Below are 25717 nucleotides of genomic sequence, written 5' to 3'. Positions count from 1 at the left end.
CCGCGCCGCCGGGGTCCTCATCCGGTCAGCTCCAGGCCGCGCTCGCGCAGCCACCCGACTGGATCAATCTTGTCCCCTGAAGCCGAGCCCTGCCGGATCTCCAGGTGTAGATGCGGGCCGGTGGACTGGCCCCGGTTGCCGACCTCGGCGATCCGGTCCCCGGCCGACACCCGCTCGCCGGCGGCGACGAACGCCTGGTTGATGTGGCCGTAGACCGAGCGGGACCCGTCGGCATGCCGGACCACCACCCACAACCCGAACCCCGACGCCGGGCCGGACTTCTCCACGACGCCGTCGGCGACGGCGAAGATCGGTGTTCCGATCTTGTTGGCGATGTCGAGGCCGTAGTGCGTGGTGCCCCACCGTGGCCCCGCCGTGGAGGTGATCCGGCCCCGAACGGGCTGCACCGTGGCCTCGTCACCGGACACCGCGGCGGTCGGAGCGCCGTCGGCGCGAGCGTCGGACAGCAGGGTGGAACGGCGTTGCGTCTCCTGCGCGATGCGGGCCCCTTTGGCGAGTGCGGCCAGGGCCTCGGGCCGGGCCGCGTCCGGTAGGTCGGCGCTACTCACCGACCCGGCCGCCGGAGCAGGTGCCGGGTTAGTCGCGACCGGTTGGAGTGACCACGCCGCCACCGGACGGACGCCTGCGTCAACCAACGGGGGGTCGAGCTGATCGTAGGCGGTCTGGGCACCTGCCACTAGAGCTCCGGCGGCGAGGGCGCACAGGGCTCCGCCGGCCGCCGCGGGCGGAGCCGGCGGGCCGAGGGGCACGGACGGACAGGACGACGACATGCGGGTATCCCGGATCTGTCGGGGGCTGCGGGCATGCGGGCACGCGGCCGGGTCTAGATCCGGAAGACCTGCAGGTCGGCGGTAGAGACGCGGGAATCCGCGGCGGGCACGCGAGCGGACGCGAGGGATACCGGCGGGCTCCACACGGTGGGTAGGACGCAGACCGGGTGCGCGGTCGCCGCGCCGTCCTGCGCCTCGGGTACCGCGACTCGAGCCGGGGACGCGGCGGAGTGCTCGATGTCCTGTAAGGGAGCACCGTGGCACTCGTGGGGACCTTCGCCGGCCGCGACCGCGATCGAAGAACCTGGGGTGACCCCCGGTCCGGCGCCGAGCACCCCGGCAGCGAGCACAGAGAGCATGACGACCGCGATCACGGCCGACCACCGGGCGACTCGCCGCACGCGCACTCCCTCCGACCAGTCGAGGTTAGCCGTCGTCCCGGAACCGGCGGCCACCGGCCGGTCGTGGCCTCAGGAGCGGCGGAACCTCGCCGTCGTCACGCGTAGCCACATTCGTTCCCGGAGCGTCACAACCTTCGGCGAGCTCGTGCGTCATCCGTTACGGAAGACGCCGATCGTCGTTACCCCGAGTGGCGGGTGGATGACGTACGAACAGGAGCACGGATGCGGAACCGGACGGCCCGACGTAGCCGCCGCGGCAGGAGTGTCGTCGCCGCCCTCGTGGCGGTGACGGGTATCGGCTTCGCGGGCACCGCACTCGCCGAGGTTGAGCAGAGCGATGTCGCGAAGCAGGCGCACGCCGAGGCCCTCGCCCCCGGCACACCGTGCTCGGTCTCCGCGCGGGCGTGCGTCGATCTCGAGTCGCAGCGGGCCTGGTTGATCCGCGACGGCAACGTCACCCGCGGACCGGTCCCGATCGCCTCCGGTGGCGCAGGCCAGGAGACCCCGCTCGGCCACTCGTTTCGCGTGTATCGCAAGAACAAGGACCATGTCAGCGGCGAGTTCACCGGCCCCGACGGCCGGCCGGCTCCGATGCCGTGGTCGGTGTTCTTCGCCGACGGCGGTGTCGCGTTCCACGGCGGTGACCGCGACCGCGCCTCGGCCGGGTGCGTGAAGCTGGACCTGCCCGAGGCGGAGGTGTTCTTCAACGACCTCGTCGAAGGGGACAAGGTTCAGGTCGTCAACGCCTCGGCCGAGCAGCAGGCCCGTTCCGGCGCCCCGGCCAGCGGCTGACCGACCCGACGACACGCTCGTTCGCCTGGGGCTGGGGCACCGGGGCCGCGACCACGGTGCCCCAGCCCCTCAGCGCCGTGCCCCTGTGCTGGTGCGGGTCCGTGAAGCCTCGATGGTGCCGGCACCGATCGCGGGTAGGGGCCGGGTCGGTGCGCCGTCGTCGGCGGCGCCGTATCCGCTGATCGCCCGCAACCGCACTGTGGGGGGGTCGTCTGCGGCCGGTGCTTCGGTGTCCGTGGCGGCGGTCAGCAGACCTCGGCGGTACAGGCCCGCGAGCGCGGCCGCGCACAGCACGCCGAGTACGACGAGGACCGCCCACGGTATCGGGGCCAACCCGGCCGACCGCGCGAGATCCACCGCCCACCCGGTGCCCGCGTTGCCGAGCAGGATCCCTACGCCGCACACCGTGTTGTAGAAGCCGTAGTGCGTGGCCACCAGGCGGTCACGGGCCAGCGCGACGATCGTGTCCATCTCGAACGGCAGCACCACCGCCGTCCCGACCGCCAGCAGCGCCGCCGTCAGCAGCAGGGCCACGATCCCGGCCACGGTGGCCGGGCCGGGCCCGATCTCCGGCCACACCAGCAGCAGCGAGTCGGCGGCAAGCATCGGCACGAATGCCGCTCCTAGCACGAGCAGGCCGCGGCTGAGCGAGCGGGCAGGCCCCCACCGTGTGCGGCACCAGGCCGTCACCTTCATCTGGGACGCGATGGTCACCGCACCGGACACCATGTAGATGCCGGTTACCAGCGTGGTCGCGGAGTCCCCGCTGCCGAGCAGCGTGCGCGCGTGCAGCGGAAGGGCCAGATAGATCTGATACGACAGGACGTAGGTGCCGATCATCGCGACGGCGAACGGCAAGAACCCTCGGGTTGCGGCGACGTCACGCCATTGGCGCAGCAGTGGACTGCGCTCCTCGCCGGGGTCGTCGTCCCCGCGGCGGGCCGGTAGCGCCCGCACCTGCAGCACCGTCAGGACCGCGAACACGGCCGCGGCGACCAGGCAGGTCAGCGTGAAGTCGATCCCGGTCAGCAAGAGGCCGGCGACCGGGCCGATCAGGATCCCGGCCTGGTAGAAGACGCTGAACAGGGCGAACGCCTCGACCCGGCGCTCGCCGGCGTCGCGGGCGATGTAGGCACGCACGGCGGGGTTGAACAGCGCGCCGGCGAATCCGGTCATCGCCGAAGCGATGACCAGCGCCGAGACCGCGTCGACCAGGCCGATCAGGGCAAAGCCGACGGTCCGCAGCGCGCAGCCGGCGACGATCATTGGCTTGTAGCCGAATCGGTCGGCCAGGCTCCCCCCGACCAGGAACATGCCCTGCTGGGAGAAGTTCCGCACGCCGAGGATCAGTCCGACCATCAGCACCGACAGCCCGAGCCCGGCCGACAGGTGATCGGCCAGGTACGGGATGAGCATGTAAAAGCCCAGATTGATGGTCAGCTGGTTGAGTAGCAGCAGCTGAACCGGCCGGTCGAACGACCGGTATCTGTCGAGTACCCGCATCAGCTCTGGTGCCCTGCTCGCCGGAGCACGTCGGCACAGCGGGTCCAGCGGCGGACCTCAGCGGCGTCGGGTCGGTCGATCTCGTCTGGGTCGTGCAGTGGAGGGCTACCGACGGTGATGCCCTTCGCCGCGCAGAACTCGTCGTTGTAGACGGTGTCGAAGTAGCGCTGCGGCCCGTCGGGGAAGATTGCGGTGATCCGGGTCCCGTGCGGTCGGGTGCGGGCGAGCCAGCCGGCTACGACCCCGACCGCACCCACGCTCCAGCCTCCGCTGGCATAGCTGGAGCTGGCCATCGCCCGGCAGGCTGATACCGCCTCGCCCGGGGCCACCCAGTGCACCTCGGAGAAGATGGCGTGGTCGACATTGCGTGGGTGGATGCTCGAGCCGAGACCACGCATGAGCCGCGGCCGGGCCGGCTGCCCGAAGATGGTCGAGCCGACGGTGTCGACGCCGACGACCTCCAGGTCGGGCTGGTGACGGCGGAGCGCGCGGGAGATCCCGGTCGAGTGCCCCCCGGTGCCGACCGAGCAGACGAGGACATCAGTGCGGCCGAGTTGATGCCAGAGCTCGGCGGCCAGCGGTGCGTAGGCCGCGACGTTGTCCGGGTTGTTGTACTGGTCCGGGCACCAGGAACCGGGGTGTTCGACGAGCAGCTGCATGACGCGGTCGCGGCGGGCCTGTTGCCAGCCGCCTTCGGCGGCCGGCTCTTCGACGGTCTCGATCTGCGCGCCGTAGGCGCGCAGCAGGCGATACATCAGCGGTTCCATCCCCGGGTCGGAGACCAGGGTGACGGGATGGCCGAAGGCGATACCGGCCAGGGCGAGACCGAGGCCGAGGGTGCCGCTGGTGGACTCGATGATCCGACCAGCGGGGCGCAGGTCACCGCGTTCACGAGCACGGCGGACCATGTGCACGGCCGGTCGATCCTTGATCCCGCCGGGGTTGGCGCCCTCGAGCTTGGCCCAGAAGCCACACCCCTCGGGCGCGAAAGGAGCGTCGATCCAGACGACAGGGGTGTTGCCGACGACGTGGGTCAGCCGAGCCTCCTGGGACGTGGGCAGACCGGAATCGAGCAGTGCGGGCATGGGAAGACCTCGTTCGGACGCGCGGCGTCGCCGCGCAAGGGGAGCGATCACGGACCTGCGACGTGACCGGAGACGGACACACCGGCTCCGGCAAGCCGATCTAGGTCCGCGCGATCTGCGCGAGAACGAGGTGTCTACGGCCACCCGTTGGCACCCGCCGGCCGTGCACTGCGGTGGGGCCGACAGACTGATGTGTGGCGGCTGTTTCGACGGCGGGCAGCCCCACCGGCGGCCCATCGGTGTCCGGGACCGCCCTGACCGTCCTCGACGACACGCTCGTGGTGTCGTGCGACCCGGCCTCGTGGCAGGTCGGGGCGTGGTCGGGTGACGTCGAGACCGACTCGGCGGAGGCGATGATGTGCGGATCGGGGGCGTGCGAGGTGCTGGCCACCGCCAGGAGGACGGCGACCAGCCCGGTCAGCAACAGCCCGAAGCGCGTGGCGCGTCCCCGCCACACGTTCCCGAACACCTGGCTCCTATCGCTCACAGCGACCGGACGGTATCAACGAGTAACCGTCGTCTGATCTTGGGTCTTGCCAGCTGCTTTGGGGGCGAACGCTTCGTGTTCCCGGGGCGCCGCAGCCGGGAAGCGACCAGGTCCTAACCGTGAGCGGGTCCTGTGCGAGGTCCCGCCGGAATACGGCCTCGTGCAGCGCGTCGGTGCTGATCCGGACCGGTCCGGCCGCTTCATCGTCCTGGTCCGCGGCGGCTCCACTTGCGATCGAGCCTAGAACCGCCACCGCAGCTTCCGACAACAAGCCGGGGTCGCGCACGACCGCAGCCCGTAAGGGCGGGAAACTGTCACTCGGCGGCGCGTAGGCGCCAGCGGAATTCGCCGTGATCGCTGCGAGCGTCGCGCTGTCGATCCTTAGCTCCTGGTACACAGCTCCATCGACCTACCGGTCGCCGCTGGTTGGTCCGACGCACCGAGCAGCCCGCCAACGAGGGTGACGCCTGCCCGGGTGCCGCGTCTGCCCGGTGCTGCACAGTCAGTCGCTGGCCGGGCTGGCGCGGCGCAGCGTGAACACCGCGAGGCGAACGGTCAGCCCGTCGAGCAGGAACGCGCCGAACGCCCACGGGTCCAGCCACCGGTCCGGGGCGCCGAGTCCGGGCACGGGCAGCAGCAACGGGGCGAGGAAGCTCGCCACGCCGACCGCACCGGTGATCGCGGCGGCAAGCAGGGCCCCCGGCCGCCGGCCGATCACCAGCGCGATCGCGCCGCCAGCGGCCGCGGCGGCCAGCGTCGCCGCCAGCAGGCGAGCCACGGCGTCGGCCTCGGAGGAGTCGATCGCCAGCCACAGGTGCGCTACGCCGGCGGCGGCCCACACCGCGGCCACCGTGACACCGCCACCACGCGGTACCCGGACGACGTCAATGCTCCGGTCGCCGCCGCAATCACGCCGGTGCTCTCCAACGCCTCGGGCAGCAGCTCCTCCAGGTCGAGGGTGACGCTCGCGGGCACCCCCTGCCCGCCCGGTGCCCCGGCGTTTCGCATCCGATCCTCGCCCCAACCCGCGGCCACTGTCATGCACGGATCGCGATACAACCATATGTCGATGGGGGGTGCGGGCGGCGCAGGCGCCCCGACGGCCGCGCCGCCCCGGCGACCGAGAGGAGGCTCACGCAGCGTGGGGGACACCACCGGCTGCGACGGATCCCGGCTCGGACAGGTCGAGGCAGAGCAGATCGCGGTGTCGGAGCTGTCCGTAAGCATCGATCAGTCAAACGTGCTGACCCGGTGAGCAACGGTCGTGGCGGCCGCGAGCACGTCCGCGAGGCGGAGGCCGTCGCGCACAGCGCCCTCCATTGTTCCTGGCCAGGTACTGCGGTCCGCTCCGCCGAACAGCAGTCGTCCGTGGTCGGCGCGTAGGGACGGTCCGTGCCGGACCAGCTGGTCCGGGCCGAAGGCCGGGTATCCACCCAGGGCGAACGGCTCGGAGCCCCAATCGATGGAGTGGACCTCGTCCAGCTCGACGTCGGGGAGGAGCAGCGACCGGAACCGCTCGTGCAGTGCGGATCGGGGTCGGGTTGTGTCGGAGCCGTAGGCGAAGCCGATGGCCTGCTGCGCGTCGACACCGACCAGGGGCAGCTGCGTGTCGCCCACGACGTGCAGGCCGCGTTTCCGGGGATGTCGCGGTGTGCCGACCAGCTTGATCACCGTGGGGTTGAGATCGCCGAGGTGAGCGCGGTGGTCGATTCGGGCACCGACGCCTCGAACGCGATCGCCGAGATTGCGGCCAACGGGACACAGACGGCGACACGGTGCGCGAGGCGCACTGTCTCGTTCCCGATATGCACACGCACGGGCCCGGTGTCGTTGTCGGGGGTCTCGACGCGGGTGACGCGGGCGTTGAGCTGCACCGGTTGGTGGAGGGTGGCAGCCGGGCGGCGGCAGATCTGACCGGCCCCCTCGGAGATGCGTGAACCGGTCTCCTGCCACAACGCGGGTAGGCCTCCGGCCGGTCCGACCCAGAGGACGAGGCCGAGCAGAGACAGCCGGTCCAGCGTGGTCAGGGCGAACGCGCGGATCACCGTGTCGAGGATCTGCACCGTGTCCGGTGATGCGCCGACGTCCTCGCGCAGCCACTGATCGACCGGGACGGCGTCTGCGGCACGGCCGCCCGGTGTGGACCACGGTTCGCTGAGATCGACCTGTGCGATGACCGCTCGAAGGTGGCGCTGGACGAGACCGAGCTCCCTCAGCGTCCGCAGCGTGATCGCATGCCGCAGTTCGGGCCGGACCACCCGCAGTCGGGGCGGAACGCGGGAACCGGGTACGAGATGGAGTCCGAGCGCGGGGACGAGTCGGCGGAGGCTGACGTAATGACGACCGACGAGCTCCCCACCGATGTCGAGCCGACGACCGCCGATCCATCGGCTCCGCGTCCGTCCTCCGACCTCGGGGGCTGCTTCCAGGACCACCACCGATCGACCGGAACGGTCGAGATGGGCCGCCGCGGTGAGTCCGGTTAGGCCGGCGCCGACGACGAGGACATCGTAGACTACGTTTATCAAAATATACTAGCGTATATTTGAATCACTTGAGTACGTCTGCCTCGCTCCGGAGCGCATGTCCCGACCCGGTCTTTCTACGCCACGTCGAACGTGGTGCCATAGGGTGTAAGGGACCTCGATACGGGAGGCAGTGCTGGTGGCGAGTTCCTGGATCGCCGGTCCGGTCGTGGCGACGGTGTGGGCGACGCTGTTTGTGCTGGTGGCGATCGTGCACGTGGCGCACCTGGCGGTAATGTCCGGGCGGCACTGCATCTGGCACGCCGCGCACGTGCTCATGGCCGTCGGGATGGTGGTCATGTTCTGGCCCGGCGGGAAGCTGCTCGTGCCCGCCGCGGTCGTGGTGACGGTCTACTCGCTGGCCGCGGGAACACTGGCGGTCGGACTGGTGGTCGCGCGGTTGCGTCGCGCACGGCTCGGCCCGTTGTGGCTGGCCAACGTCGTTGATCTCACCGCGATGGCCTACATGTTCGTGATGATGACCACCCGGTTGGCGTGGCTCAGCATGCTGGGCGCGGTGTGGTTCGCCGTCCAGATGCTCGGCTGGGCGAGCGGCCGACTGGGCCGCGTTCTCGAGCGTGGCGGGCTCGGGGAGGCCGTCCCGTCAACCCACGCGCGCGGGGACACCTCCAGCACCCGAACCGCACGTCCAACCGCGGGTCAGGACCCGGCGAACGGGTGCCCCGACGACCGTTCAATCGCTGCGCCCCGCGACCCGCTGCCCACCGAGGGCGGGCCGGTGCAATCCGGTAGGACGACCACGACGTCGGCGGCGCGCGACCGGGTGGGGGCCGTGCGCGGCCATGTGGCGCGCGGAGTGGTCGATGGCGGCCGCCACGACTGGTCGGTGCGGATCGCCCTCGCGGTGATGTCGGCCGGCATGGCCTACATGTTGCTGGTCATGGAGTTCGCCATGCCCGCCATGAGTGGCATGTAGTCCGTACGCGCAAGCAGTGCACGAAAAGCCGGCCCGGATGGCCGAGGTCGACGATCGGGGATAGTCGACCGGAGCGCTCCTGCGCCTGGAGATCCGCGCGGGCTCCGCCGCGGGCCCCAGCTCGGTCCGGTCGCGTGGCTTCGGGAACGCGGCCTGGAGCTGGGTTCGTGAGACACCCGGGTTCACGCCGGCCCCGCGCGCAGGGTGCAGATCCGGGGGTTGCAGGTGCGATCTCAGGGGCGCCCGCGGGGCGTCTGCGGTGCCGGTGCGGACGGGTCGGGACTGCAGCAGGCGCACCCGTTCTCGCAGCTGCCGTCCGCTCCGGATCGGTCGGCCGGGGTCGGCGGCTCCGCGTCGACCGGTGCCGGGCCGGTGGCCACCTCGGTCAGCGCTGTGTTCCGAGCCGGCGGTGCGCAGCACGGGTCGTCCGGCTCGGGGGCGGCCCCGATGGTGACGTGGTGCGGGCCGGTGGCGGTGGCCGCGGCGGTGAGACCGGGCAGGGGTCGTGCCCGGGCGGCGCGGACGGCGTTGAGGATCACCAGTACCTCGGCCGCCTCGTGGATGATGACGACCGTGGCCAGGCCCAGCACGCCCACGGCGGCGAGCGGGATGAGCGCACCGATGATGAGCAGCGAGAAACCGACGTTCTGCAGCATGATCGTCCGGGCCCGGCGGGCGTGTGCGAGGTTCTGCGGCAGGTGACGCAGGTCCTCGCCCATCAAGGCGACGTCGGCGGTCTCGATCGCGACGTCGGTGCCCATCGCGCCCATGGCGATGCCGACGTCGGCGGTGGCCAGCGCGGGTGCGTCGTTGACGCCGTCACCGACCATGGCGATCCGGCGCCCGCGGGCGATGTCGGGCAGCAGGCCGGCCTTGTCCTCGGGCCGCAGCTCGGCGTGCACGGTGTCGATGCCGGCCTGCTCGCCGAGTGTGGCGGCGGTGCGCTGGTTGTCCCCGGTCAGCATGGCGACCTCGATGCCGAGCTCGCGTACCCGCCGGACGGCCTCGCGGGCTTCGGGGCGCAGCTCGTCGCGGACGGCGACCGCGCCGATCGGCGAGCCGTCGCCCTCGACGAGCACGACCGTGGCGCCCTGGTCCTGCAGCCGCGCGACGTCGGCGGCCAGCGGGCCGGTGTCGACCCAGCCGGGCTTACCCAGCCGCAGCGAAACCCCGTCGAGGGTGCCAGTGAGGCCGTGTCCGGCGACAGCGTGCACGTCCTCGGCGGGCCGGACGGTGATCGACCGCTGCTCGGCCGCGGTGAGGACCGCGCGGGCAAGTGGGTGCTCGCTACGTGACTCCAGCGCGGCGGCGGTGGCGAGTACCTCGGTGCGGTCCCGGGCGGGTACGGCGTGGACGTCGACGACCTCGGGTTCGTTGCGGGTCAGGGTGCCGGTCTTGTCGAGGGCCACGGCGCGGACTCGGCCGAGCTCCTCCAGTGCGGCGCCGCCCTTGACCAGGGCGCCGTGCCGGCTGGACGCGCCGATGGCGGCGACGACGGTGAGCGGCACCGAGATCGCGAGCGCGCACGGCGAGGCGGCGACGAGTACGACGAGCGCTCGTTCCAGCCACAGCAGGGGGTCGCCGAGCAGGGCACCGAGTGCGGCGATCAGCGCGGCGAGGATCATGATCGCCGGGACCAGCGGGCGGGCGATCCGGTCGGCGAGGCGCTGGCCGGTGCCCTTGCGCTCCTGGGCTTGCTCGACGATGTGCACGATCCGGGCCAGCGAGCTGTCCGACGCGGGCGCGGTGACCTCGATTTCGATCGCGCCGCCGCCGTTGATCGTGCCGGCGTAGAGGTCGTCACCGGGCCCGGCCTCCACCGGGACGGACTCGCCGGTGATCGCCGAGGTGTCGAGGCTGGTGCGGCCGGAGCGGATGACACCGTCGGTGGCGGCCCGCTCGCCGGGGCGCAGGATCAGCCAATCGCCGACGACCAGATCGTCGGGGGAGACGGTCTCCTCGCGGCCGTCGCGCAGGACCGAGGCGGTGGGCGGGACCAGGCCGAGCAGGGCGCGCAGGCCGCGGCGGGTCTTGGCGACGGCGTGGTGCTCGAGGCCCTCGGCGATCGAGAACAGGATCCCGAGCAGGGCGGCCTCGGTGACCTGACCGAGGGCGACGGCGCCGATCGCGGCGATCGTCATCAGGGTGCCGACGCCGATCCGTCCGTGGCGCAGGTTGCGCAGCGCGTCGGGGACGAAGGTCGACGCCGCGACCACCGCCGCGACGAGCTCGGTCCCGGAGACCAGGAGCGCGGGGCCGCCGGCGACGAGATCGACCAGCCAGGCGACCGCGAGCAGGACGGCGGCGACCGCGGCGAGCTGCAGCTCCCGGACCTGCCAGACCCAGGCGGGGCTCTCGTCGGTGGCCCCGGCCTCTCCGTGGGCGGACTCCGGCCCGCAGCAGGCGTCAGACACGGTCGGCCTCCTCCGCGAGCGGCTCGCGGTCGAGGTCGAACAGCACGGACAGCACCGCGCGCCCCCGCCCGGACAGCCGGTACATCACCATCCGCCCGTCCTTGCGAGCCGTCACGACGCCGGCGCCGCGGAGCTGACGCAGGTGGTGCGACACCAACGCCTGCGACGCACCGACGATCCAGGCGGTGTCGCACACGCACAGCTCGTCGCCGTCGAGCAATGTGGCGGCGATACGCAACCGGGTCGGGTCGCTCACCGCCCGGGCCGCCCCGGCTGCCGGCTCGAGGCGGCCGGTGTCGGGCAGGGCGGCCCGGATCCGCTCGGCACGCGGCAGGTCTAGGCAGAGCAGGTCACACGTATCGTCGGAGGCCACAAAAATATTCTAACGCACATTGGTATGTCTGGTCGAGCATCCCCTCCGTGAGGTCGGGCCCGGTTCCGTACTCTACGATTCGTAGAATTTCGGGAGGTGAGGACGACGTCGGTTCCGGAGCAGATCTCGGCTTCGCCGGCCGAGGGTGCGGTGCACGACCTCGCTGTGGGCGGGATGACCTGCGCTGCGTGCGCGGGCCGGGTCGAGCGGAAGCTGAACAAGCTCGACGGTGTGCGGGCGTCGGTCAACCTGGCGACCGAGCGGGCCCGGGTGCTGGCACCGGCCGGGACGGATCCGCGGGTGCTGACCGGCGCCGTCGAACGGGCCGGCTACACCGCGCGCCTGCTGACCGCGAGCCCCGAGACCTCCGGCGCCGGGAGTTCGGGGCGTGTGCGTGACCTGCGACGGCGGCTGGCCGTGGCCGCCGTGTTGGCGATGCCGCTGGCCGATCTCTCGTTGGCCCTGTCGCTGTTCCCGGAGCTGCGGTTCCCGGGCTGGGAGTGGGTCTTCCTGGCGCTGGCGCTGCCGATGGTGCTGTGGTGCGGCTGGCCGTTCCATCGGGCCGCCGCGAACGCGGCGAGACACGGCGGCGCCACGATGGACACGCTCGTGTCGGTGGGGACGCTGGCCGCGACCGGGTGGTCGCTCTGGATCATGGGTCGTGGCGGCGACGCCGAACCGGGCTTCGGTACCGGTTGGGCCGCGCTGACCCGGACCGACGATGCGCTGTACCTGGACGTCGCGGCGGTCGTGATCACGTTCCTGCTGGCCGGTCGCTACTTCGAGGCCCGCGCGAAGCGCTCGGCGGGCTCGGCGTTGCGGGCGTTGCTTTCTTGGGGGGTCAAGGACGTCGAGGTGCTCGGCGACGAGGGCCCGGTCCGCGTCCCGGTGGAGATGTTGCGGGTCGGGGACCGGTTCACTGCGCGGCCGGGCGAGAAGATCGCCACCGACGCCGTCGTCGAGCAGGGCCGATCTGCGATCGACACTGGCGTGGTCACCGGCGAGTCCGTGCCGCGCGAGGTGGGTCCGGGCGACCAGGTCATCGGTGGGACGGTGAACGCTGCCGGGCACCTGGTGCTCGTCGCGACGCGGGTCGGCTCGGACACCCGGCTGGCCCGTATGGCGCACCTGGTCGAGCAGGCCCAGGAGGAGAAGGCCGGAGCGCAACGCCTCGCTGACCGCGTCTCGGCCGTGTTCGTTCCGGCGGTGCTGCTGCTCGCGGTGGCCACGTTCGTGGGGTGGTGGCTGCTCGGGCCGTCGATCGCCGCCGCCATGACCGCGGCGCTCGCCGTCCTCGTCGTCGCCTGCCCGTGCGCGCTCGGGTTGGCCACCCCGACCGCCGTGCTGGTCGGGACCGGCCGCGGCGCCCAGCTCGGGGTGTTCCTCAAGGGTCCCGAGGCCCTGGAGTCCACCCGTCGGATCGACACGATCGTCCTCGACAAGACCGGCACCCTCACCGAGGGTCGGATGCAGCTCGACGCCGTCCTGCCCGCGCCCGGCGAGGACGCCGACCTGGTGCTGGATCGTGCCGTTGCGGTGGAGCGCGCGTCCGAGCACCCGATCGCCGCCGCGCTGGTCGCCGCAGGCGACCCGGCCCGTTCCCGGCCGGTGACCGGGTTCGCGGCGTCGGCCGGGCTCGGCGCCCGCGGCACGGTCGACGGGGTCGAGGTGCTGGTGGGCAGCCTGCGGATGCTCGCCGCGCACGGCCACGAGTTGCCCGTCGCGCTCGACGCCGAGCGTCGGCGCGCCGAGGAGGCGGGTGCCACCGCCGTTGCCGTCGGCTGGGACGGGCGGGTGCGGGGCCTGTGCACGGTCACCGACCGTATCCGGTCGAGCGCCCCGTCCGCGGTCGCCGCGTTGCGCGCCCTGGGCATCGAGCCGGTGATGGTGACCGGGGACAACCCGCGCACGGCGGCGGCGGTGGCTGCCGCGGTCGGGATCGGCGCCGACCGGGTCGTCGCCGAGGCGATGCCGGAGGACAAGGTCGACCGGGTCCGTCGGCTGCAGGCCGAAGGACGCTCGGTCGCGGTCGTCGGGGACGGGATCAACGACGCCGCCGCGCTGGCGGCCGCTGAGCTCGGTGTCGCGGTAGGCAGCGGCACCGACGTCGCGATCGAGGCCGCCGACCTCGTCCTCGGCCGGGACGACCTGCTCGCTGTTGCCGACGCGATCGAGCTGGCCCGCCGCACCCACCGCACCATCGTGAGCAACCTGCGTTGGGCGTTCGGCTACAACACCGCGGCGCTGCCGCTGGCCGTGGCCGGGCTGCTCAGTCCGCTGGTCGCGGGTCTGGCGATGGTGCTGTCGTCGGTCTTCGTCGTGTCGCAGAGCCTGCGGCTGCGCCGGTTCTCGCCCGCCGGTCAGGGCCTGCGGTGACCGCGGCGGGCACCCTCGCCCCGTCGCGTCGGTCGAGCTGGTCGTGGCTGGGGTGGTGGTTGCCGGTCGCCGCAGTCACCGGGTTGGTCGTCGGCGCGCTCGGACCCGACCTCGCGGTGCTGTTCGGCTACCGCACGCTCGGCCCGGTGGCGGCGGTCGGTCAGCCCTTCGCCCGCACCCTTGCGCTGGGCGCCGCGTCGGCCGCGGTCGCCGGCCTGCTCGCCGCCGTCGTGCTCGTGCCGGGCCGACCGGATGGGGTCCTTACCCCGGCGGGGTACGCGGCGCTCGGTGTCGTCCGCCGGGCCTGCCCCGTCCTCGCCCTCGCCGGACTCGCGGTCGCGCTGCTCACGGTCGCCGAGTCGGTCGGGATCAGCCCCGGGGCGTTGCTCGCCGACCCTCCCGCGCTGGTCCTGGCGCTGGTCACGGTCGAGATGGCGGCCGGTTGGGTGATCGCGGCGCTGGTCGCCCTCGCCGTGGGGCTCGCCGCCGGGGCGGTGCTCACCTGGCGCGGTGCGACCGGGGCGCTCCTCGTGTTCCTCGCCGGGCTGGCGGTGCCGCCGGCGACCTCGGTAGCGAACTCGGAACGCTCGCACGACTGGTACGGCGACGCGATCACCCTGCACACCGTGGCCGCGCTGGTCTGGGTCGGCAGCACCCTGGCCACGGCCGGGTTGTTGCGCCGCGGCGCCGCCGGGCCGGCCGTGCTGCGCCGCCACGACCGGCTCGCACTCGCCGCGTCGCTCGTGCTGGTGCTGAGCGGGCTGGTGCCCACGGCGCTTGATGTCGGACTCGACGGTCTGGGCAGCGGCTACGGCCTGCTGGTGATCACCAGCACGGCCGTGTTGGCCGGCGGCCTGGTCGCGGTCCGCGGTCGGCGGCGCACCGGGTCCGTTCGGCTACTGCTGGGGGTCGAGCTCGGGCTGCTCACGGTGGCGACCGCCGCCGGGGCGGCGATGTCCCGGCTGGTTCCGCCCGGGGCGCGGACTCCGGAACCGCTCGACTCGGACCGGCTGGTGTTCCTACTCGGCTACGAGCTGCCGGCCCGGATGGGGCCGGCCGAGCTGGCCGGGCTCTGGCGGTTCGACCTGCTCTTCGCCCCGGCGGCTCTGCTCGCAGCACTCGCCTATCTGCTCACCGTCCGCCGGCTGCACCGCTGCGGCGGCTCCTGGCCGGTCGGCCGCACGCTGGCCTGGACGGCCGGGTGCATGACGGTGCTGGTCGCGACGTCGTCGGGGATCGGGGCCTACGCGACCGCGGTGTTCAGCATGCACCTGCTTGGCCACGCGCTGCTGTCCACGGTCGCCCCGCTGCTGCTGGTGTGCGGCCACCCGCTGACCTTGGCCCGGCGCGCCGCGCGTCCGGAGACCGCGGCCCGGCTCGTGGCTCTCGCCGACGCCGCCCCATTGCGGGTGCTGCGCCACCCGGCGGCGGCCTGGTGCGTCGCCGCCGCGGCGGTGTTCGGCGTGTACGCCACCGGATTCTTCGACGCCGTCGTCCTGGAGCACTGGTCGCACCCGGCCATGGACGCGCTCGCACTCGGCACCGGGCTGCTGCTGTTCCGCGCGGTACTCGGTGCCCGCGAACCCGAGCCCCCCGTGTTCGTCCGGCTCGGACTGCTGTTCGCGGTGATGATGCTGCACGCCGCGTTCGCGATCTGGCTACTGGCCCAGGCCGAGCCGCTGGCCGCGCGGTTCTACGCCGCGGTGGCGATGCCGTTCGTGCCCGACCTGCTCGCCGGGCAACGCCAGGGCGCGATCCTGGCGTGGGTGGTGTCCGACCTGGCTATGGTCGCGGCCGCCCTGGTCGTCGTCCGGTCGTGGTGGTCGAGTGAACCGGGGGTCCCTACCGAGGAAGGGGTGCGCGCATGACCGCGCTGCTCCCGGCCGGGTTGCCGCCGCTGGACCCGCCGCCGCTGACGACACGCGAGATGCTGCTGAGCTGGACGCTCGACCCGGTGGTCCTGGTGCCGCTCGCCCTCGCCGGCATCGGCTACCTATGGGGCGTGCAGACCTTGCGCCGCCGTGGCGACCAGTGGCCGGTTCGCCGGACCGCGTTCTTCGCGCTCGGGCTCGCCGTGGCCTTCGTCGGGATGGCGTCGGCGCTCGGGGTCTACGACCGGGTGCTGTTCTCCGTCCCCGCGATCCAGCACATGGTGCTGCAGATGATCGCGCCGGTCGGGCTGGTCCTCGGCGCACCGACCAGCCTGGCGCTGCGCGCGCTGCCCACCAGAGGTCGCCGGCTACTGCTCGCGGTGCTGCACAGCGCGTGGAGCCGGTTCGTCTCACACCCCGCGGTCGCGTTCGGGTTGTTCGCCCTCACCCAGTTCGCCTTCTACTACACCCCGCTCTACGAGCTGTCCCTGACCAACATGTGGGTGCACGACTTCATGCACCTGCACTTCGTGGCGGTCGGGTTCCTGTTCTACTGGGCGCTGCTCGGTGTCGACCCGACCCCGCACCGGGTGCGGTTCAGTCTGAAGATGCTGCTGGTCGTGGGGATGGGGCCGGTGCACATCCTGCTCGGTGTCCCGATCATGATGACCAGCTCGCTGTTCGCCGCGGACTTCTACGAGTCGCTCGCGCGTGACTGGGGCCCGCCCTTGCTGGACGACCAGCACCTCGGCGGCGCGATCCTGTGGGGTTTCGGCGACATCGCCGCGATCGCACTGGTCGCGGCGTTCGTCCGGCAGTGGTTCGCCTCCGACGAGCGCACCGCCCGCCGCACCGATCGTCAGCTCGACCGGCTCTACGGCGCCGGTCCGACCATCGAACCCTGGTGGCTGACCGACGACGCCGACGACACCCCCGACGTCCTCGGCCCGCAGCGCGACGGCAGCTGATGTCAGTCGAACGAGATGTGCACGTGGTCCATGTGGTTGGCCGTGACCCCGCCGCGGTCCTCCTGGGCCTCCCAGCCGCTGCCGGTGTCGATCCGCTGCCGGTAGATCACGTAGCTGATGCCCAGCTCATCCATGTTGGCGCGCGCGTAGGCCGCCAGCTTCTCACCGGTGGCCTGATCGACCATGAGGTCCAGGGCCTTGCCCTTCGGGTGGTCCGAGGCGTTGGAGCGCCCGGCGACGCCGTAGACGGTGTCGACGGAGAACATGCAGCGCAGCTTCTCGCCCGCCTCGGCGACGCCGTCGGCGACGTCGCCGAACCCTTCGGTCCCCGCCGCGCAGCCGGCGGGACCGTCGCCTGCGCCGGACGTGTCAGCGGGCGCAGGATCCGGAGCGGGTTCTGGGGCGGCGGCGCGGCGCGCGGCTTCCTCGCGTGCCTGGCCGGCGTCGCGTGCCGCGCTGGTCGCCGCGCCGACGATCTCGTCGACGTCGACCGGTGGGGGCTCGGCCAGCGCCGCGGCCGCACCGGAGCTTTGCGCCGACCGGGTCGGCGGTGCCGGAGCGAGGGAGTCGACGGGACCGGCATCGGTGGTCGACGTCGTGAACGCCTGGAGCGCGAGCTCCTCGACATGCACGCGGTCGTCACCGACGGCGCCGTGGACGGCGATCAGGGAGCCACCGGCCAGGGCGGATGCCAGGATTCCGGTGACCCCTGCGCCGCGCCGCCCGCGAGACCCGCCTCGCCCGTCGGGTGTGATCGCGGTGGCGGACGGCCGGGTCCGGGTCGGGGTTTCCCGGACCGCGGCCGCACCGGTGGTGCGATGCCTCGACACAGTGGTGTCCTTCCTCGGTCGGAATCGGCCGCACCCCGGAGCCGGGGGAGCGAGTGGGGTGCGCGGCGCAGCGGGGGAGCCTGCCGTTACCGTTCCGACACCGATCCTACGACGCCGTGTCGAAGGTTTCACGTGGGTCGGACTGAATCGCACGACGACCGGTCGATCACGCACTGCGGACGGACCGACACTCGCCTGCGGGTCACCGTGCCGAGGTCGTCGCCGGCGTCGGACAGGCGAGAACGAGAGCCGGTCGGAGGGAAGGGACGATGACGGTGCGGACCGCGACACCACGTCCTGCTCGGACGCTCCTCGTCCTGCTGGCGGCTGTGCTAGTTCACACGGCGCTGGGCTCGATCCTGGCCTGCCACGCCGCCGCCTCCGAGCGGCCGGTGGCGACGGTCGCCGCAGACACGACTCCGGTCCAGCAGACCGCGACGTGTCCCGATTGCCTGCCCGAGGCGGGTACCGGCGCCGAAGCGGCGACCACGACTCCGATGACCGGAGACGTCCCGATCCCGCCGACACCGTCCGGCCCGTGCACCCCAGACCGGCCCTGCCAGCACGGCTCGGGAGGCGGGCACGCCGGCGGTGACACGGCGATCCGCGGGGTCGACCCGTCACGGGATGGCGGTCCGCCAGTCGTCTCCGCGAGCTTCGGGGCGGACCAGGTGAAGCCGCCCGTGCCGGCCGAATCGGTCTCGGGCCCAGTGCCTCCGGCGGCGGTGCTCACACCCGTCGCAGTGCTCTGCGTCAATCGGAACTGATCCGCCCGGGCGCCGAGCCCGACCCGTGCATGACCGGCCCGTCGGGCGGTCGATACGGCGTCGTGCCCGGACCGTAGGGAACCCGGATCCAACCGCGGCACGACGCCGCCCAGCCCCGAAGGGCCTTCTCATGTCACGCGCCTCGCGCACCCCCACGTCATCGTCCGCCGCGCCGCGGCGAGGCATATCGAACACGAAGCTCTCCCTGATCGTCGCGGGCGTCTTCGTCCTCGTCGTGGCCGTCCTGTTCGGACTCACGCGGCTCGGCGGTGACACCCCGAGCAACAGCTCCGAGGCCGCATCGGTCGCGGTCCGGGACAACAGCCACCGGCTGTCCACCGCGCCCGGATCCGAGGTGACCTTCGTGGAGTTCCTCGACTTCGAATGTGAGGCCTGCGGGGCGGTCTACCCGGCGATCGAGCAGCTCCGCCAGCAGTACGGCGACCGCGTCAACTTCGTCATCCGCTACTTTCCCGGGCCCGGCCACTTCAACGCCGAGCCGGCCGCCCGCGCGGTCGAGGCCGCCGCGCAGCAGGGGCAGTTGCAGGCGATGTACAAGCTGATGTTCGAGACCCAGCAGGAGTGGGGCGAGCAGCAGGTCCCGATGGACGGCCGCTTCCGCGGTTACGCCGAGCAACTCGGTCTCGACATGGCCCGCTTCGACGCCGCCTACAACGATCCTGCCACCCTCGATCGCGTCCTCGCCGACCGCGACGACGGCCTGGCCCTCGGCGTGCAGGGAACGCCGACCTTCTTCGTCAACGGCGAGCAGCTGAACCCGGAGTCCTACGACGACCTGACCCGCGCGCTCGACGACGCGCTCGCCAGGAGCTGACCGGCCATGACCGACCTCCTTGATGGTTCGCGCGAGATCGCGACCCAGGCCCCTCGTGGAGCCGGCGCACTCCCGCGCGCCCTTCCCTGGGTGCTTCTACTGGGCGGCGCGGTCGGGCTTCTGGCCGCGTTCGCGCTGACGGTCGAGAAGATCGCACAGCTCGCCGACCCCTCCTACCAACCGAGCTGCAGCATCAACCCGGTGCTGAGCTGCGGCTCGGTCATGGCGACGCCGCAGGCCACGGCGTTCGGTTTCCCGAACTCCCTGATCGGACTCGGCGGGTTCGCGGTCGTCGCCGCCACCGGCGCAGCGTTGCTGGCCGGTGCGCGGATGCGCGGGTGGTACTGGGCAGGCCTGCAGGCCGGGGTGGTCTTCGGCGCCGGGTTCGTGCACTGGCTGATCGGCCAGAGCCTGTACACGATCGGCGCGCTGTGCCCCTACTGCATGGTGGTCTGGGCCGTGACGATGCCGATCTCCTGGTACGTCACCCTGCGCAACCTCGACGCCGTCGCGGACCGCATGCCGACCGGGGCCCGGCGACTGCTCACGGGCATCCGCGCAGCGCACGGCATCCTGCTCACCGGCTGGTTCCTGGTCGTCCTGGCCCTGATCCTGGCGCGGTTCTGGGACTTCTGGGTCGCAGCAGCCACGTCATGAGGCGCGCGTTCCGGGCGGTCACGGTGCTGCTCGCTGCCGTCACCGCCCTGACCGCCGCTGGCTGCGGCACCGGCACGTCCGGGCCGTAGCCGGCGGCAGCGGCGCGCAACAAGAGGGGCGCCCCGCAGCCACACCCTGGGCGGCGGTCGCGGTCATCGGCGGCCGCCGGGTGTCGTAGGCTGCCCGGTATGTCGTCTCCCGAGGCGGAGCCCCGTCTACGGCAACAGGGCGCCGACGTCGACTCCCTGTACGAGATCAGCTCCCGCATCGAAGGCAAGGTCGACGCGCTGGACGCAAAGGTCGACCAGCTCGCGGAGGGCACAAGCGACCGGCTCGACGCCCTGGGCGCTCGGTTCGAGGCCCACGACGCACGGTTCGACGCCCTAGAGCGGTCAAACGAGCAGACCCAAGCGCTCCTCGCCCGGATCCTGGAGCGACTCGACCGGGACTGACCGGCAGCCATCCCGCCCGGCCCCCTCCCCGGCCGAGCGCGCGGGCCTGGTCCGCTTCCCCGGCCTGCGTCGTGAGCCGCGGTCCCGGGCGTCCCGCCGGGCTGGACCCGCTCACGGTCGGCGCGGACCACCACCTGACCGCGTTCCGCAGCCCCAGAGCGCTCGTACCTCCTTCATTGTGGACCGGGCTCGTCGACCGGTGACGACCCGGTCGGCGGGACCCCGAAAGACCCACACACGCGAGTTCCGTTTCGCCCGCCGCCCCGACCCGGCTGTTCACCTTCGATGAGAACGCTGTTCAGCGCGCTGCTCAGGGAGGTGAGAGTTGTGCAGCTCGCTGAGAATCGACAACGGTGTCGTTGCACAAGCAACAAAAACCACAGCGTCCGTACAACAGGATAATGCACGTTATGCCACGCTTTTTGACGTTGATAATCGCCGCGGTGTTGGCGGATCACGACCTCGTCCTCCTGGTGATGAGCACCGTGGCGGCCTCGACGAGGGTGAGCACGGTCTTGTCGGCGGCGGCGGAGCACCCTGGCCAGGAGCGGGTCGGACCGGACGGTATGAACGCGGTCCCCTCGATTGTGGCCGGCGCTGTCTCTTAGACCGTGTTTGAGAAGGGTCGGCGTGTCTGCGCCGCGCGGGCCGCGCTCTGGTCCATCGTGGACGGGTGGCTCGGCGTCAGCGGCGGTATCCCTCGGACACCAGCGATGAGCAGTGGGCGTTGATCGAACCGCTGTTGCCCGAGGCCGGGGCGGGTGGGCGTCCGGAGAAGCACCCGCGCCGGGACGTGGTCGACGCGATCCTCTACGTCGTGCGGGCGGGGTGCGCTTGGCGGGCTCTACCAGCGGACTTCCCGCCCTGGCAGACCGTCTACTGGTATTTCAACCGGTGGGAACAGCAGAAGGTCACCGAGAAGATCCTCCCGGTCGTGCGCCGTCAGCTACGTGCCGACGAGGGGCGGGACCCGGAACCGAGCGCGGGGATCATCGACTCGCAGTCGGTGAAGGGTGCCGACACCGTCGGGCAGGACTCGCGCGGCTTCGACGCAGGGAAGAAGATCAACGGCCGGAAGCGGTTCATCGTGACCGACACCCTGGGCCTGCTGTTGACCACTGTGGTGTGCTCGGCGTCGGTGCAGGACCGCGACGGGGCGAAGTCGATCCTGCTCGACCTGTACCTGCGCACCAGGGTGCGGTTCGTCTACGCCGACGCCGGGTTCGCCGGACGCCTGCTGGAGTGGGCGAACACGATCCTGCGCACCAGCGTCGAGGTCGTGCGCAAACCGCCTGAGCAGCGCGGGTTCGCCGTCCTCCCGCGCCGCTGGGTGGTCGAGCGGACACTGGCCTGGCTGACCGCACACCGCCGTCTGGCCCGCGACTACGAACGCCACCCCGCCGTCTCCGAGGCCATGATCCGCTGGGCCGCGATCAACACCATCACCCGCCGCATCGCCCGCGGCAAGCCGGCCGCCCGCCAACAGAAGTACGTCTTCACACCCGCGACTTGATCTTCTCAAACACGCTCTTACCGGATGGACACGACAGTGAGCCTTTGCCAACCTGCTGGATGAGCAGGTCAGCGGGCTGCGGCGTGTCGTGGCCTCGAATGGGTGAAGCTCCTGGTAGACGGGCGATTGACTAGATCAACACGTCCTACCAGGAGCTTCAAGGTGTTGTCCTACCCGTCTGGGATGACCGTGTCCAGCCGCGCGCTCAACCTGCTCGCCGATCTCCTGCGCGGACACCGCGCCGCCCGTGGAACCCGGTGGCGCAAGCTCGCCGCCGGCCGCCAGGCGCTGCTGGTGGTCGCGCACCTGCGCAAGAACGACACCTACGCCGAGTTGGCCTGCGGGTTCGGGGTCGGCACCTCCACGGTCTACCGCTACATCCAGGAGGGGATCGAGCTGCTCGCCGCGAAGGCCCCCACCCTGGAACAAGCCATCGAGGTCGCGAAACGGAAGGCGTTCGTGATCCTCGACGGCACCCTGTTGCGCATCGACCGGGTCGGGATGGCATCGGGCTACGACCGGGCGTTCTACTCTGGAAAGCACAAGGCCCACGGGCTGAACGTGCAGGTCATCGCGGACCCGGTCGGCCGCCTGGTGTGGATCTCCCCGCCGATGCCGGGCGCGCGGCACGACATGGGCGCAGCCCGCGAGCACGGGATCATCGACGCCCTGGCCGAGCATGAGATCCCCGCCGCGGCCGACACCGCCTACCAAGGCGCCGGTCCTACGGTCGCCGTGCCGCAGCGGCGTCGACGTAAGGACCCCGACACCGGCCGTTTCCGGAAGCTGTCGCGACACCAGAAGGACGTGAACACCGCCCACGCCCACCGTCGCGGACCGGGTGAGCGGGTCAACGCCGAGCTGAAGAACTGGCGAGTCCTGCGCAAGATCCGGTCCAGCCCGAACACCGCCGACAGGCTCATCGCCGCAGTTCAGACCCTCATGATCGCCAGCGCGTGATCAGGTTGGCAAAGGCTCACTGTCGGAGCTGGACACGCGAAAGAGCGAGCTGATAAGGGACTACCAGTCGTACCGCCCGGCGAGCTCAGAGGATTGGTCCCGGCATAACAGAGAATATCGCCGCGATATGACGACTATCGATCGAGAGAGCTATTCCCTGTACGGTCAGCTCCGGGCTGACCATGAGCTCCGTACGTTTCGCTCGGTCCCCCTCGATGGGCAGACAGTAGAGGTGGAGATCGACGAAACCCCGGTCGCGGCTTCGACGCTCACCGAGGGCGACTGGGTTCTCGGCAGCCGCGGTCACCTTCACGAAGGTATCGACAGTCTGACATCCGACGAAGAACTGGTGAACCGGGTCGTCGACGTGAACGTCAGGGGTGGCGTCGGCACGTTGGACAACGAGCCACTGGCCCGAGTCCAGAACGATCTGAGAGATCGTTGGCAGGCCGCGCAGGAGGAACGGCTCGCCCAGTACCTGGGCGAGGAGTACGGGCAGGACGCCTACGACGAGCTGGACCTCGAGGACGGGCTGGATCTGGACTGACCGCCCCGCCGGTCTGCGGGGCCGGGCCCGGCGGAGCGGCCGCCCGGCGCCGCGGTCTGGGGCGGCGATGCTCTGGTGAGTCGGTGAACCAACATTCCCTCACGGGTCAAGCAAGGAGGCCACCATGACCGACCAACGTGGGCGCCCGCGGGATACCCGCCAGCGGCATGGGCCTCCGGGACGAAAAAAGCAGACCTCAGGGACGCAGGTGCAGATCGCCGGGCGGGGCATCGCTCTATCGCAGCTCCGGCGGGCCCCCGGTGTCTACCGAGCCCTGATTGAGCAGGCAAAGCTGATGGACGGGTGCGGGTGGTGTTTGTGCAGCGATCCAGCCCCTCGGCTGGTGATACGTCACCGCGCAGGGGTCTACTACCTGGCCTGCTGGCCCGGCGGCGGCCAGCAGCATGCACGCGACTGCGAGTTCTACAACGACGGCAGCCAGTGGTCCGGGCGAAGCCAGTATCAGGCCAGCGCGCTCCAGGAGAACGAAGGCGGTGGTGCGAGCGTTGCGTTGTCGCTCCCGCTGCAGGTCCGCACGACGAGCCCGGTCACGGCGAGTGCAAGCTCCAGCGACGGGGGAGCTACACGATCCCGGATGGGGCTCTTGGGGCTGCTGCACTACCTGTGGGAACGCGCCGACCTGACCCGCTCGGCCCCATCGAGCCCTCCGCAGGCCGGGCGTCGCGGGTGGGCCCGGTGCAGCCCGCTGGTCAAAGCTGCGACCGCCGGAGTGACCTCGGCTGGGCTACCTCTGGCCTGGAGCTGCTACGTGGTCCCACCGTTCGATCCAGCACACCCTGACCAGCACGACGTCGCGTTCGCGCGGTTTACCGGCCGCCTTGGCGAGCGCAACGGGACGGTGCAGCGGGGGTTGCTACTCGGCGCAGTCCGTTCCTGGAACCCGACGCGGTACGGGCAGCGCTGCGACCTGCGCCACCACCGCACACCGATCTTCTTCTCCACAGCTTTGCACGAGCGCATCCGTCGCGCCGCGCCATCGGCGATGACCGACCGACGCCCCGCCGGCAGCGAACAGGTCCTACTCGCCCTGGTCTCGCGCAGCGAGAAGGGCAACCTGTCCGCGGTCGGCGCCGCGGTCATGTTGACCAACGCTGACTTCGTCCCGGCCGACTCCACGCACGAAGTCGTCATGGCCGATGCCCTCACCGCTGCGAAACGGGCCTTCGTCAAACCCCTGCGCTACGACGGTGACTCCGCTGTCCTGCCGGACTTCGTACTCACCGACACCGAACCCGCGACCATGGTCGAGGTCTGGGGGATGCTCGACCGCGAGGACTACACCGCCCGCAAGGAGGCCAAAGTCAGCCACTACCGCAGCACGGGCACCCCGCTGATCGAGTGGGACGTCCGGGAACGGCTACCCGACCTGTGCCGCCAGCCCGGGGACTGAACACCCCGTCGAGACGCCTGCCTGCTGGGCCGGGCAGTCGATGAGTCGGCCGCGCCCCAGGCGCGGCACCTGCTGTCGGCCCAGGCGCGAGATGGAAGGTGGTGGCGGCGGTGTCGTTGACCTCGCAGTTGCAGCAGGGTGCGCTGGCGCGCTGGTGCGCGGCACACCTGCCCGGCACCGGTGCTGTGGTCGACCAGATCCGCGCGACCACGGCCACGGTGGCGCGGCCGCCGGGCCGTGTCGGGGCGGGCCACTGGCCGGCGGTGGGAGGGATCGCCAGCGCGCGGCCGGCCGCGCTGGTGCAGGATGCCGCGCCGTACGCGGCCCTGTGTGGGCTCGTCGGCGCTGAGCTGGTCTCGGCGCAGGCGAGCAACGCGATCGCCGCCGGCTACCCAGCCCAGGGCGCTGTGCTGGCCCAGGAGCCCGACATGGCCGAGGTCGCGGTGGGGCTGCGCCCCTCCCCCAGCGATGTCGTCGCACTGCTCGCGCCGCTGGCTGACGAGCACGGGCCGCGGCCCGGCGACGCGGTCTTCACCGAACTCGCCCAGCGCGGCCATGTCTTCGCCCGCCGCCATGCCCCGACCGGGGTGATCGGCACAGCCGGTGTCGAGGCGGCGCTGGCCCGCACTCACGCGGTGTGGACTCTCGGCGAGGACCGCTACCGGTCCGGCGTCACCCCGCCGCCGCTCGCTCGCATCGCACAGGCCGGCGGGGCGACGGTGGAGCAGCTGCGCGCGCTGGCCCTACCGGCGGTCGTCGAGGACGCTGCCGCGATCGCGCGGGTCGTCGAGTCGTCCGGCACGCTCGCGGACTGGCGCGGGTGGGCCGGTGATCCCGGTCGTGGGCAGTCCCTGGGCTTTGCCTCGCCGGTGCTGGTCCCGCACTGGGCAGAGGCCGATCTGTTGGTCGGCGACACCCTGGTGGAGGTCAAGACGGTGCTGCGGGCCGATCAGCCCGCGCGGGTCGCGCGGTGGGTGTGGCAGCTGCTCGGCTATGCCTGGCTCGACACCGGCGACCGGTGGAAGGTCGGGCATCTCGCGTTCTACCTGGCCCGGCACGGCGTCACGGTCCGGTGGCCGCTGGCCGAGCTGGTGACGCTCCTGGTCGGTGACCCGTCCCGGGTCGCGCAGGTCCGGGACGAGTTCCGCCGGCTGGCCGAGCACGCCGCAGTGACCGAGGGCGCCACCCTGCTCCCGCAGCCCTGACAGGCAGCGCCTGGGCT

Annotated in this window: 21 protein-coding genes and 1 pseudogene; 13 read left to right on the top strand and 9 right to left on the bottom strand. The window is 71.8% G+C overall.

The features are described 5' to 3' along the window. Window positions 1-17 precede the first annotated feature (17 nt). Entirely contained in the window at window positions 18-569 is a 552-nt protein-coding gene (locus tag ZF1_RS28580) for a M23 family metallopeptidase (RefSeq protein ID WP_482638847.1), read from the bottom strand. Window positions 570-1414: 845 nt separating this feature from the next. On the opposite strand from ZF1_RS28580, the gene ZF1_RS28575 reads away from it, so the two are divergent. Beyond that, window positions 1415-1984, top strand: coding sequence for a L,D-transpeptidase (locus tag ZF1_RS28575; protein WP_482638846.1), 570 nt, complete (start codon window positions 1415-1417; stop codon window positions 1982-1984). 69 nt (window positions 1985-2053) lie between these two features. On the opposite strand, the gene ZF1_RS28570 is transcribed toward ZF1_RS28575, so the two are convergent. From ZF1_RS28570 to ZF1_RS28550, 5 genes are all read right to left on the bottom strand, one after another. Then, entirely contained in the window at window positions 2054-3487 is a 1434-nt protein-coding gene (locus ZF1_RS28570; RefSeq protein WP_482638845.1) for an MDR family MFS transporter, read from the bottom strand. Beyond that, the gene (locus ZF1_RS28565; protein ID WP_482638844.1) at window positions 3487-4572 is read right to left on the bottom strand and encodes a PLP-dependent cysteine synthase family protein; all 1086 of its coding nucleotides are present in this window, start codon (window positions 4570-4572) and stop codon (window positions 3487-3489) included. Before ZF1_RS28565 ends, ZF1_RS28570 begins: the two co-directional genes overlap by 1 nt. 989 nt (window positions 4573-5561) lie before the next feature. Then, entirely contained in the window at window positions 5562-5909 is a 348-nt protein-coding gene (locus ZF1_RS28560) for a hypothetical protein (RefSeq protein WP_482638843.1), read from the bottom strand. A gap of 380 nt (window positions 5910-6289) precedes the next feature. Then, window positions 6290-6676, bottom strand: coding sequence for an FAD-dependent oxidoreductase (locus ZF1_RS28555; RefSeq protein WP_482638842.1), 387 nt, complete (start codon window positions 6674-6676; stop codon window positions 6290-6292). 50 nt (window positions 6677-6726) lie between these two features. After that, window positions 6727-7587, bottom strand: a complete 861-nt coding sequence (locus tag ZF1_RS28550; protein ID WP_482638841.1) for a flavin monoamine oxidase family protein — start codon at window positions 7585-7587, stop codon at window positions 6727-6729. Between the two features lie 130 nt (window positions 7588-7717). On the opposite strand from ZF1_RS28550, the gene ZF1_RS28545 reads away from it, so the two are divergent. Continuing rightward, a complete protein-coding gene (locus ZF1_RS28545) occupies window positions 7718-8521 on the top strand; it encodes a DUF5134 domain-containing protein (protein WP_482638840.1) in 804 nt (267 codons plus the stop codon). A 233-nt stretch (window positions 8522-8754) separates the two neighbouring features. Here ZF1_RS28545 and ZF1_RS28540 read toward each other — a convergent pair whose 3' ends face one another. After that, the gene (locus ZF1_RS28540; protein WP_482638839.1) at window positions 8755-10935 is read right to left on the bottom strand and encodes a heavy metal translocating P-type ATPase; all 2181 of its coding nucleotides are present in this window, start codon (window positions 10933-10935) and stop codon (window positions 8755-8757) included. After that, window positions 10928-11308, bottom strand: a complete 381-nt coding sequence (locus tag ZF1_RS28535; protein ID WP_482638838.1) for an ArsR/SmtB family transcription factor — start codon at window positions 11306-11308, stop codon at window positions 10928-10930. The genes ZF1_RS28540 and ZF1_RS28535 overlap by 8 nt, the downstream gene beginning before the upstream one ends. A 96-nt stretch (window positions 11309-11404) precedes the next feature. Here ZF1_RS28535 and ZF1_RS28530 point away from each other — a divergent pair, with 96 nt between their 5' ends. The 3 genes from ZF1_RS28530 to ZF1_RS28520 are packed head-to-tail and all read left to right on the top strand — an operon-like array spanning window position 11405 to window position 16523. Continuing rightward, window positions 11405-13684, top strand: coding sequence for a heavy metal translocating P-type ATPase (locus tag ZF1_RS28530; protein WP_482638837.1), 2280 nt, complete (start codon window positions 11405-11407; stop codon window positions 13682-13684). A gap of 59 nt (window positions 13685-13743) precedes the next feature. After that, window positions 13744-15552: a cytochrome c oxidase assembly protein gene (locus ZF1_RS28525; RefSeq protein WP_482638836.1), complete on the top strand. Its 1809-nt coding sequence runs from the start codon at window positions 13744-13746 to the stop codon at window positions 15550-15552. Beyond that, window positions 15549-16523: a cytochrome c oxidase assembly protein gene (locus tag ZF1_RS28520; RefSeq protein ID WP_482638835.1), complete on the top strand. Its 975-nt coding sequence runs from the start codon at window positions 15549-15551 to the stop codon at window positions 16521-16523. Before ZF1_RS28525 ends, ZF1_RS28520 begins: the two co-directional genes overlap by 4 nt. A 2-nt stretch (window positions 16524-16525) precedes the next feature. Here ZF1_RS28520 and ZF1_RS28515 read toward each other — a convergent pair whose 3' ends face one another. Next, entirely contained in the window at window positions 16526-17155 is a 630-nt protein-coding gene (locus ZF1_RS28515; protein WP_482638834.1) for a VldE C-terminal domain-containing protein, read from the bottom strand. Window positions 17156-18250: 1095 nt separating this feature from the next. On the opposite strand from ZF1_RS28515, the gene ZF1_RS28510 reads away from it, so the two are divergent. The 8 genes and pseudogenes from ZF1_RS28510 (at window position 18251) to ZF1_RS28475 (ending at window position 25700) form a co-directional block, all read left to right on the top strand. After that, window positions 18251-18955: a DsbA family protein gene (locus ZF1_RS28510; RefSeq protein ID WP_482638833.1), complete on the top strand. Its 705-nt coding sequence runs from the start codon at window positions 18251-18253 to the stop codon at window positions 18953-18955. 6 nt (window positions 18956-18961) lie between these two features. Then, window positions 18962-19612: a vitamin K epoxide reductase family protein gene (locus tag ZF1_RS28505; protein WP_482638832.1), complete on the top strand. Its 651-nt coding sequence runs from the start codon at window positions 18962-18964 to the stop codon at window positions 19610-19612. A 188-nt stretch (window positions 19613-19800) separates the two neighbouring features. Further along, window positions 19801-20064 (top strand): hypothetical protein, encoded by a 264-nt coding sequence (locus ZF1_RS28500; RefSeq protein ID WP_482638831.1) that lies wholly within the window; start codon window positions 19801-19803, stop codon window positions 20062-20064. Between the two features lie 634 nt (window positions 20065-20698). After that, window positions 20699-21617: pseudogene (locus ZF1_RS28495) on the top strand (IS5 family transposase). A 122-nt stretch (window positions 21618-21739) separates the two neighbouring features. Further along, window positions 21740-22537, top strand: coding sequence for a transposase family protein (locus ZF1_RS28490; protein ID WP_379674574.1), 798 nt, complete (start codon window positions 21740-21742; stop codon window positions 22535-22537). Window positions 22538-22769: 232 nt separating this feature from the next. Beyond that, complete coding sequence (locus ZF1_RS28485) at window positions 22770-23084, top strand: hypothetical protein (protein WP_482638830.1); 315 nt, start codon at window positions 22770-22772, stop codon at window positions 23082-23084. A gap of 124 nt (window positions 23085-23208) precedes the next feature. Then, complete coding sequence (locus tag ZF1_RS28480) at window positions 23209-24495, top strand: DUF1173 family protein (RefSeq protein WP_482638829.1); 1287 nt, start codon at window positions 23209-23211, stop codon at window positions 24493-24495. Between the two features lie 110 nt (window positions 24496-24605). Further along, window positions 24606-25700, top strand: coding sequence for a hypothetical protein (locus ZF1_RS28475; RefSeq protein WP_482638828.1), 1095 nt, complete (start codon window positions 24606-24608; stop codon window positions 25698-25700). The last annotated feature ends 17 nt before the right edge of the window (window positions 25701-25717 follow it).

It is taken from the genome of Pseudonocardia sp. ZF1, assembly GCF_056835605.1.
The sequence above is the reverse complement of the archived record's forward strand: the minus strand, read 5'-3'. Positions and strand labels throughout refer to the sequence as shown.

Excerpts from the sequence above, each read along its gene's own strand:
- ZF1_RS28575 (WP_482638846.1), top strand. The coding sequence starts at position 1,415 with ATGCGGAACCGGACGGCCCGACGTAGCCGCCGCGGCAGGAGTGTCGTC.
- ZF1_RS28570 (WP_482638845.1), bottom strand. The coding sequence starts at position 3,487 with ATGCGGGTACTCGACAGATACCGGTCGTTCGACCGGCCGGTTCAGCTG.
- ZF1_RS28565 (WP_482638844.1), bottom strand. The coding sequence starts at position 4,572 with ATGCCCGCACTGCTCGATTCCGGTCTGCCCACGTCCCAGGAGGCTCGG.
- ZF1_RS28520 (WP_482638835.1), top strand. The coding sequence starts at position 15,549 with ATGACCGCGCTGCTCCCGGCCGGGTTGCCGCCGCTGGACCCGCCGCCG.
- ZF1_RS28510 (WP_482638833.1), top strand. The coding sequence starts at position 18,251 with ATGTCACGCGCCTCGCGCACCCCCACGTCATCGTCCGCCGCGCCGCGG.
- ZF1_RS28505 (WP_482638832.1), top strand. The coding sequence starts at position 18,962 with ATGACCGACCTCCTTGATGGTTCGCGCGAGATCGCGACCCAGGCCCCT.
- ZF1_RS28500 (WP_482638831.1), top strand. The coding sequence starts at position 19,801 with ATGTCGTCTCCCGAGGCGGAGCCCCGTCTACGGCAACAGGGCGCCGAC.
- ZF1_RS28480 (WP_482638829.1), top strand. The coding sequence starts at position 23,209 with ATGACCGACCAACGTGGGCGCCCGCGGGATACCCGCCAGCGGCATGGG.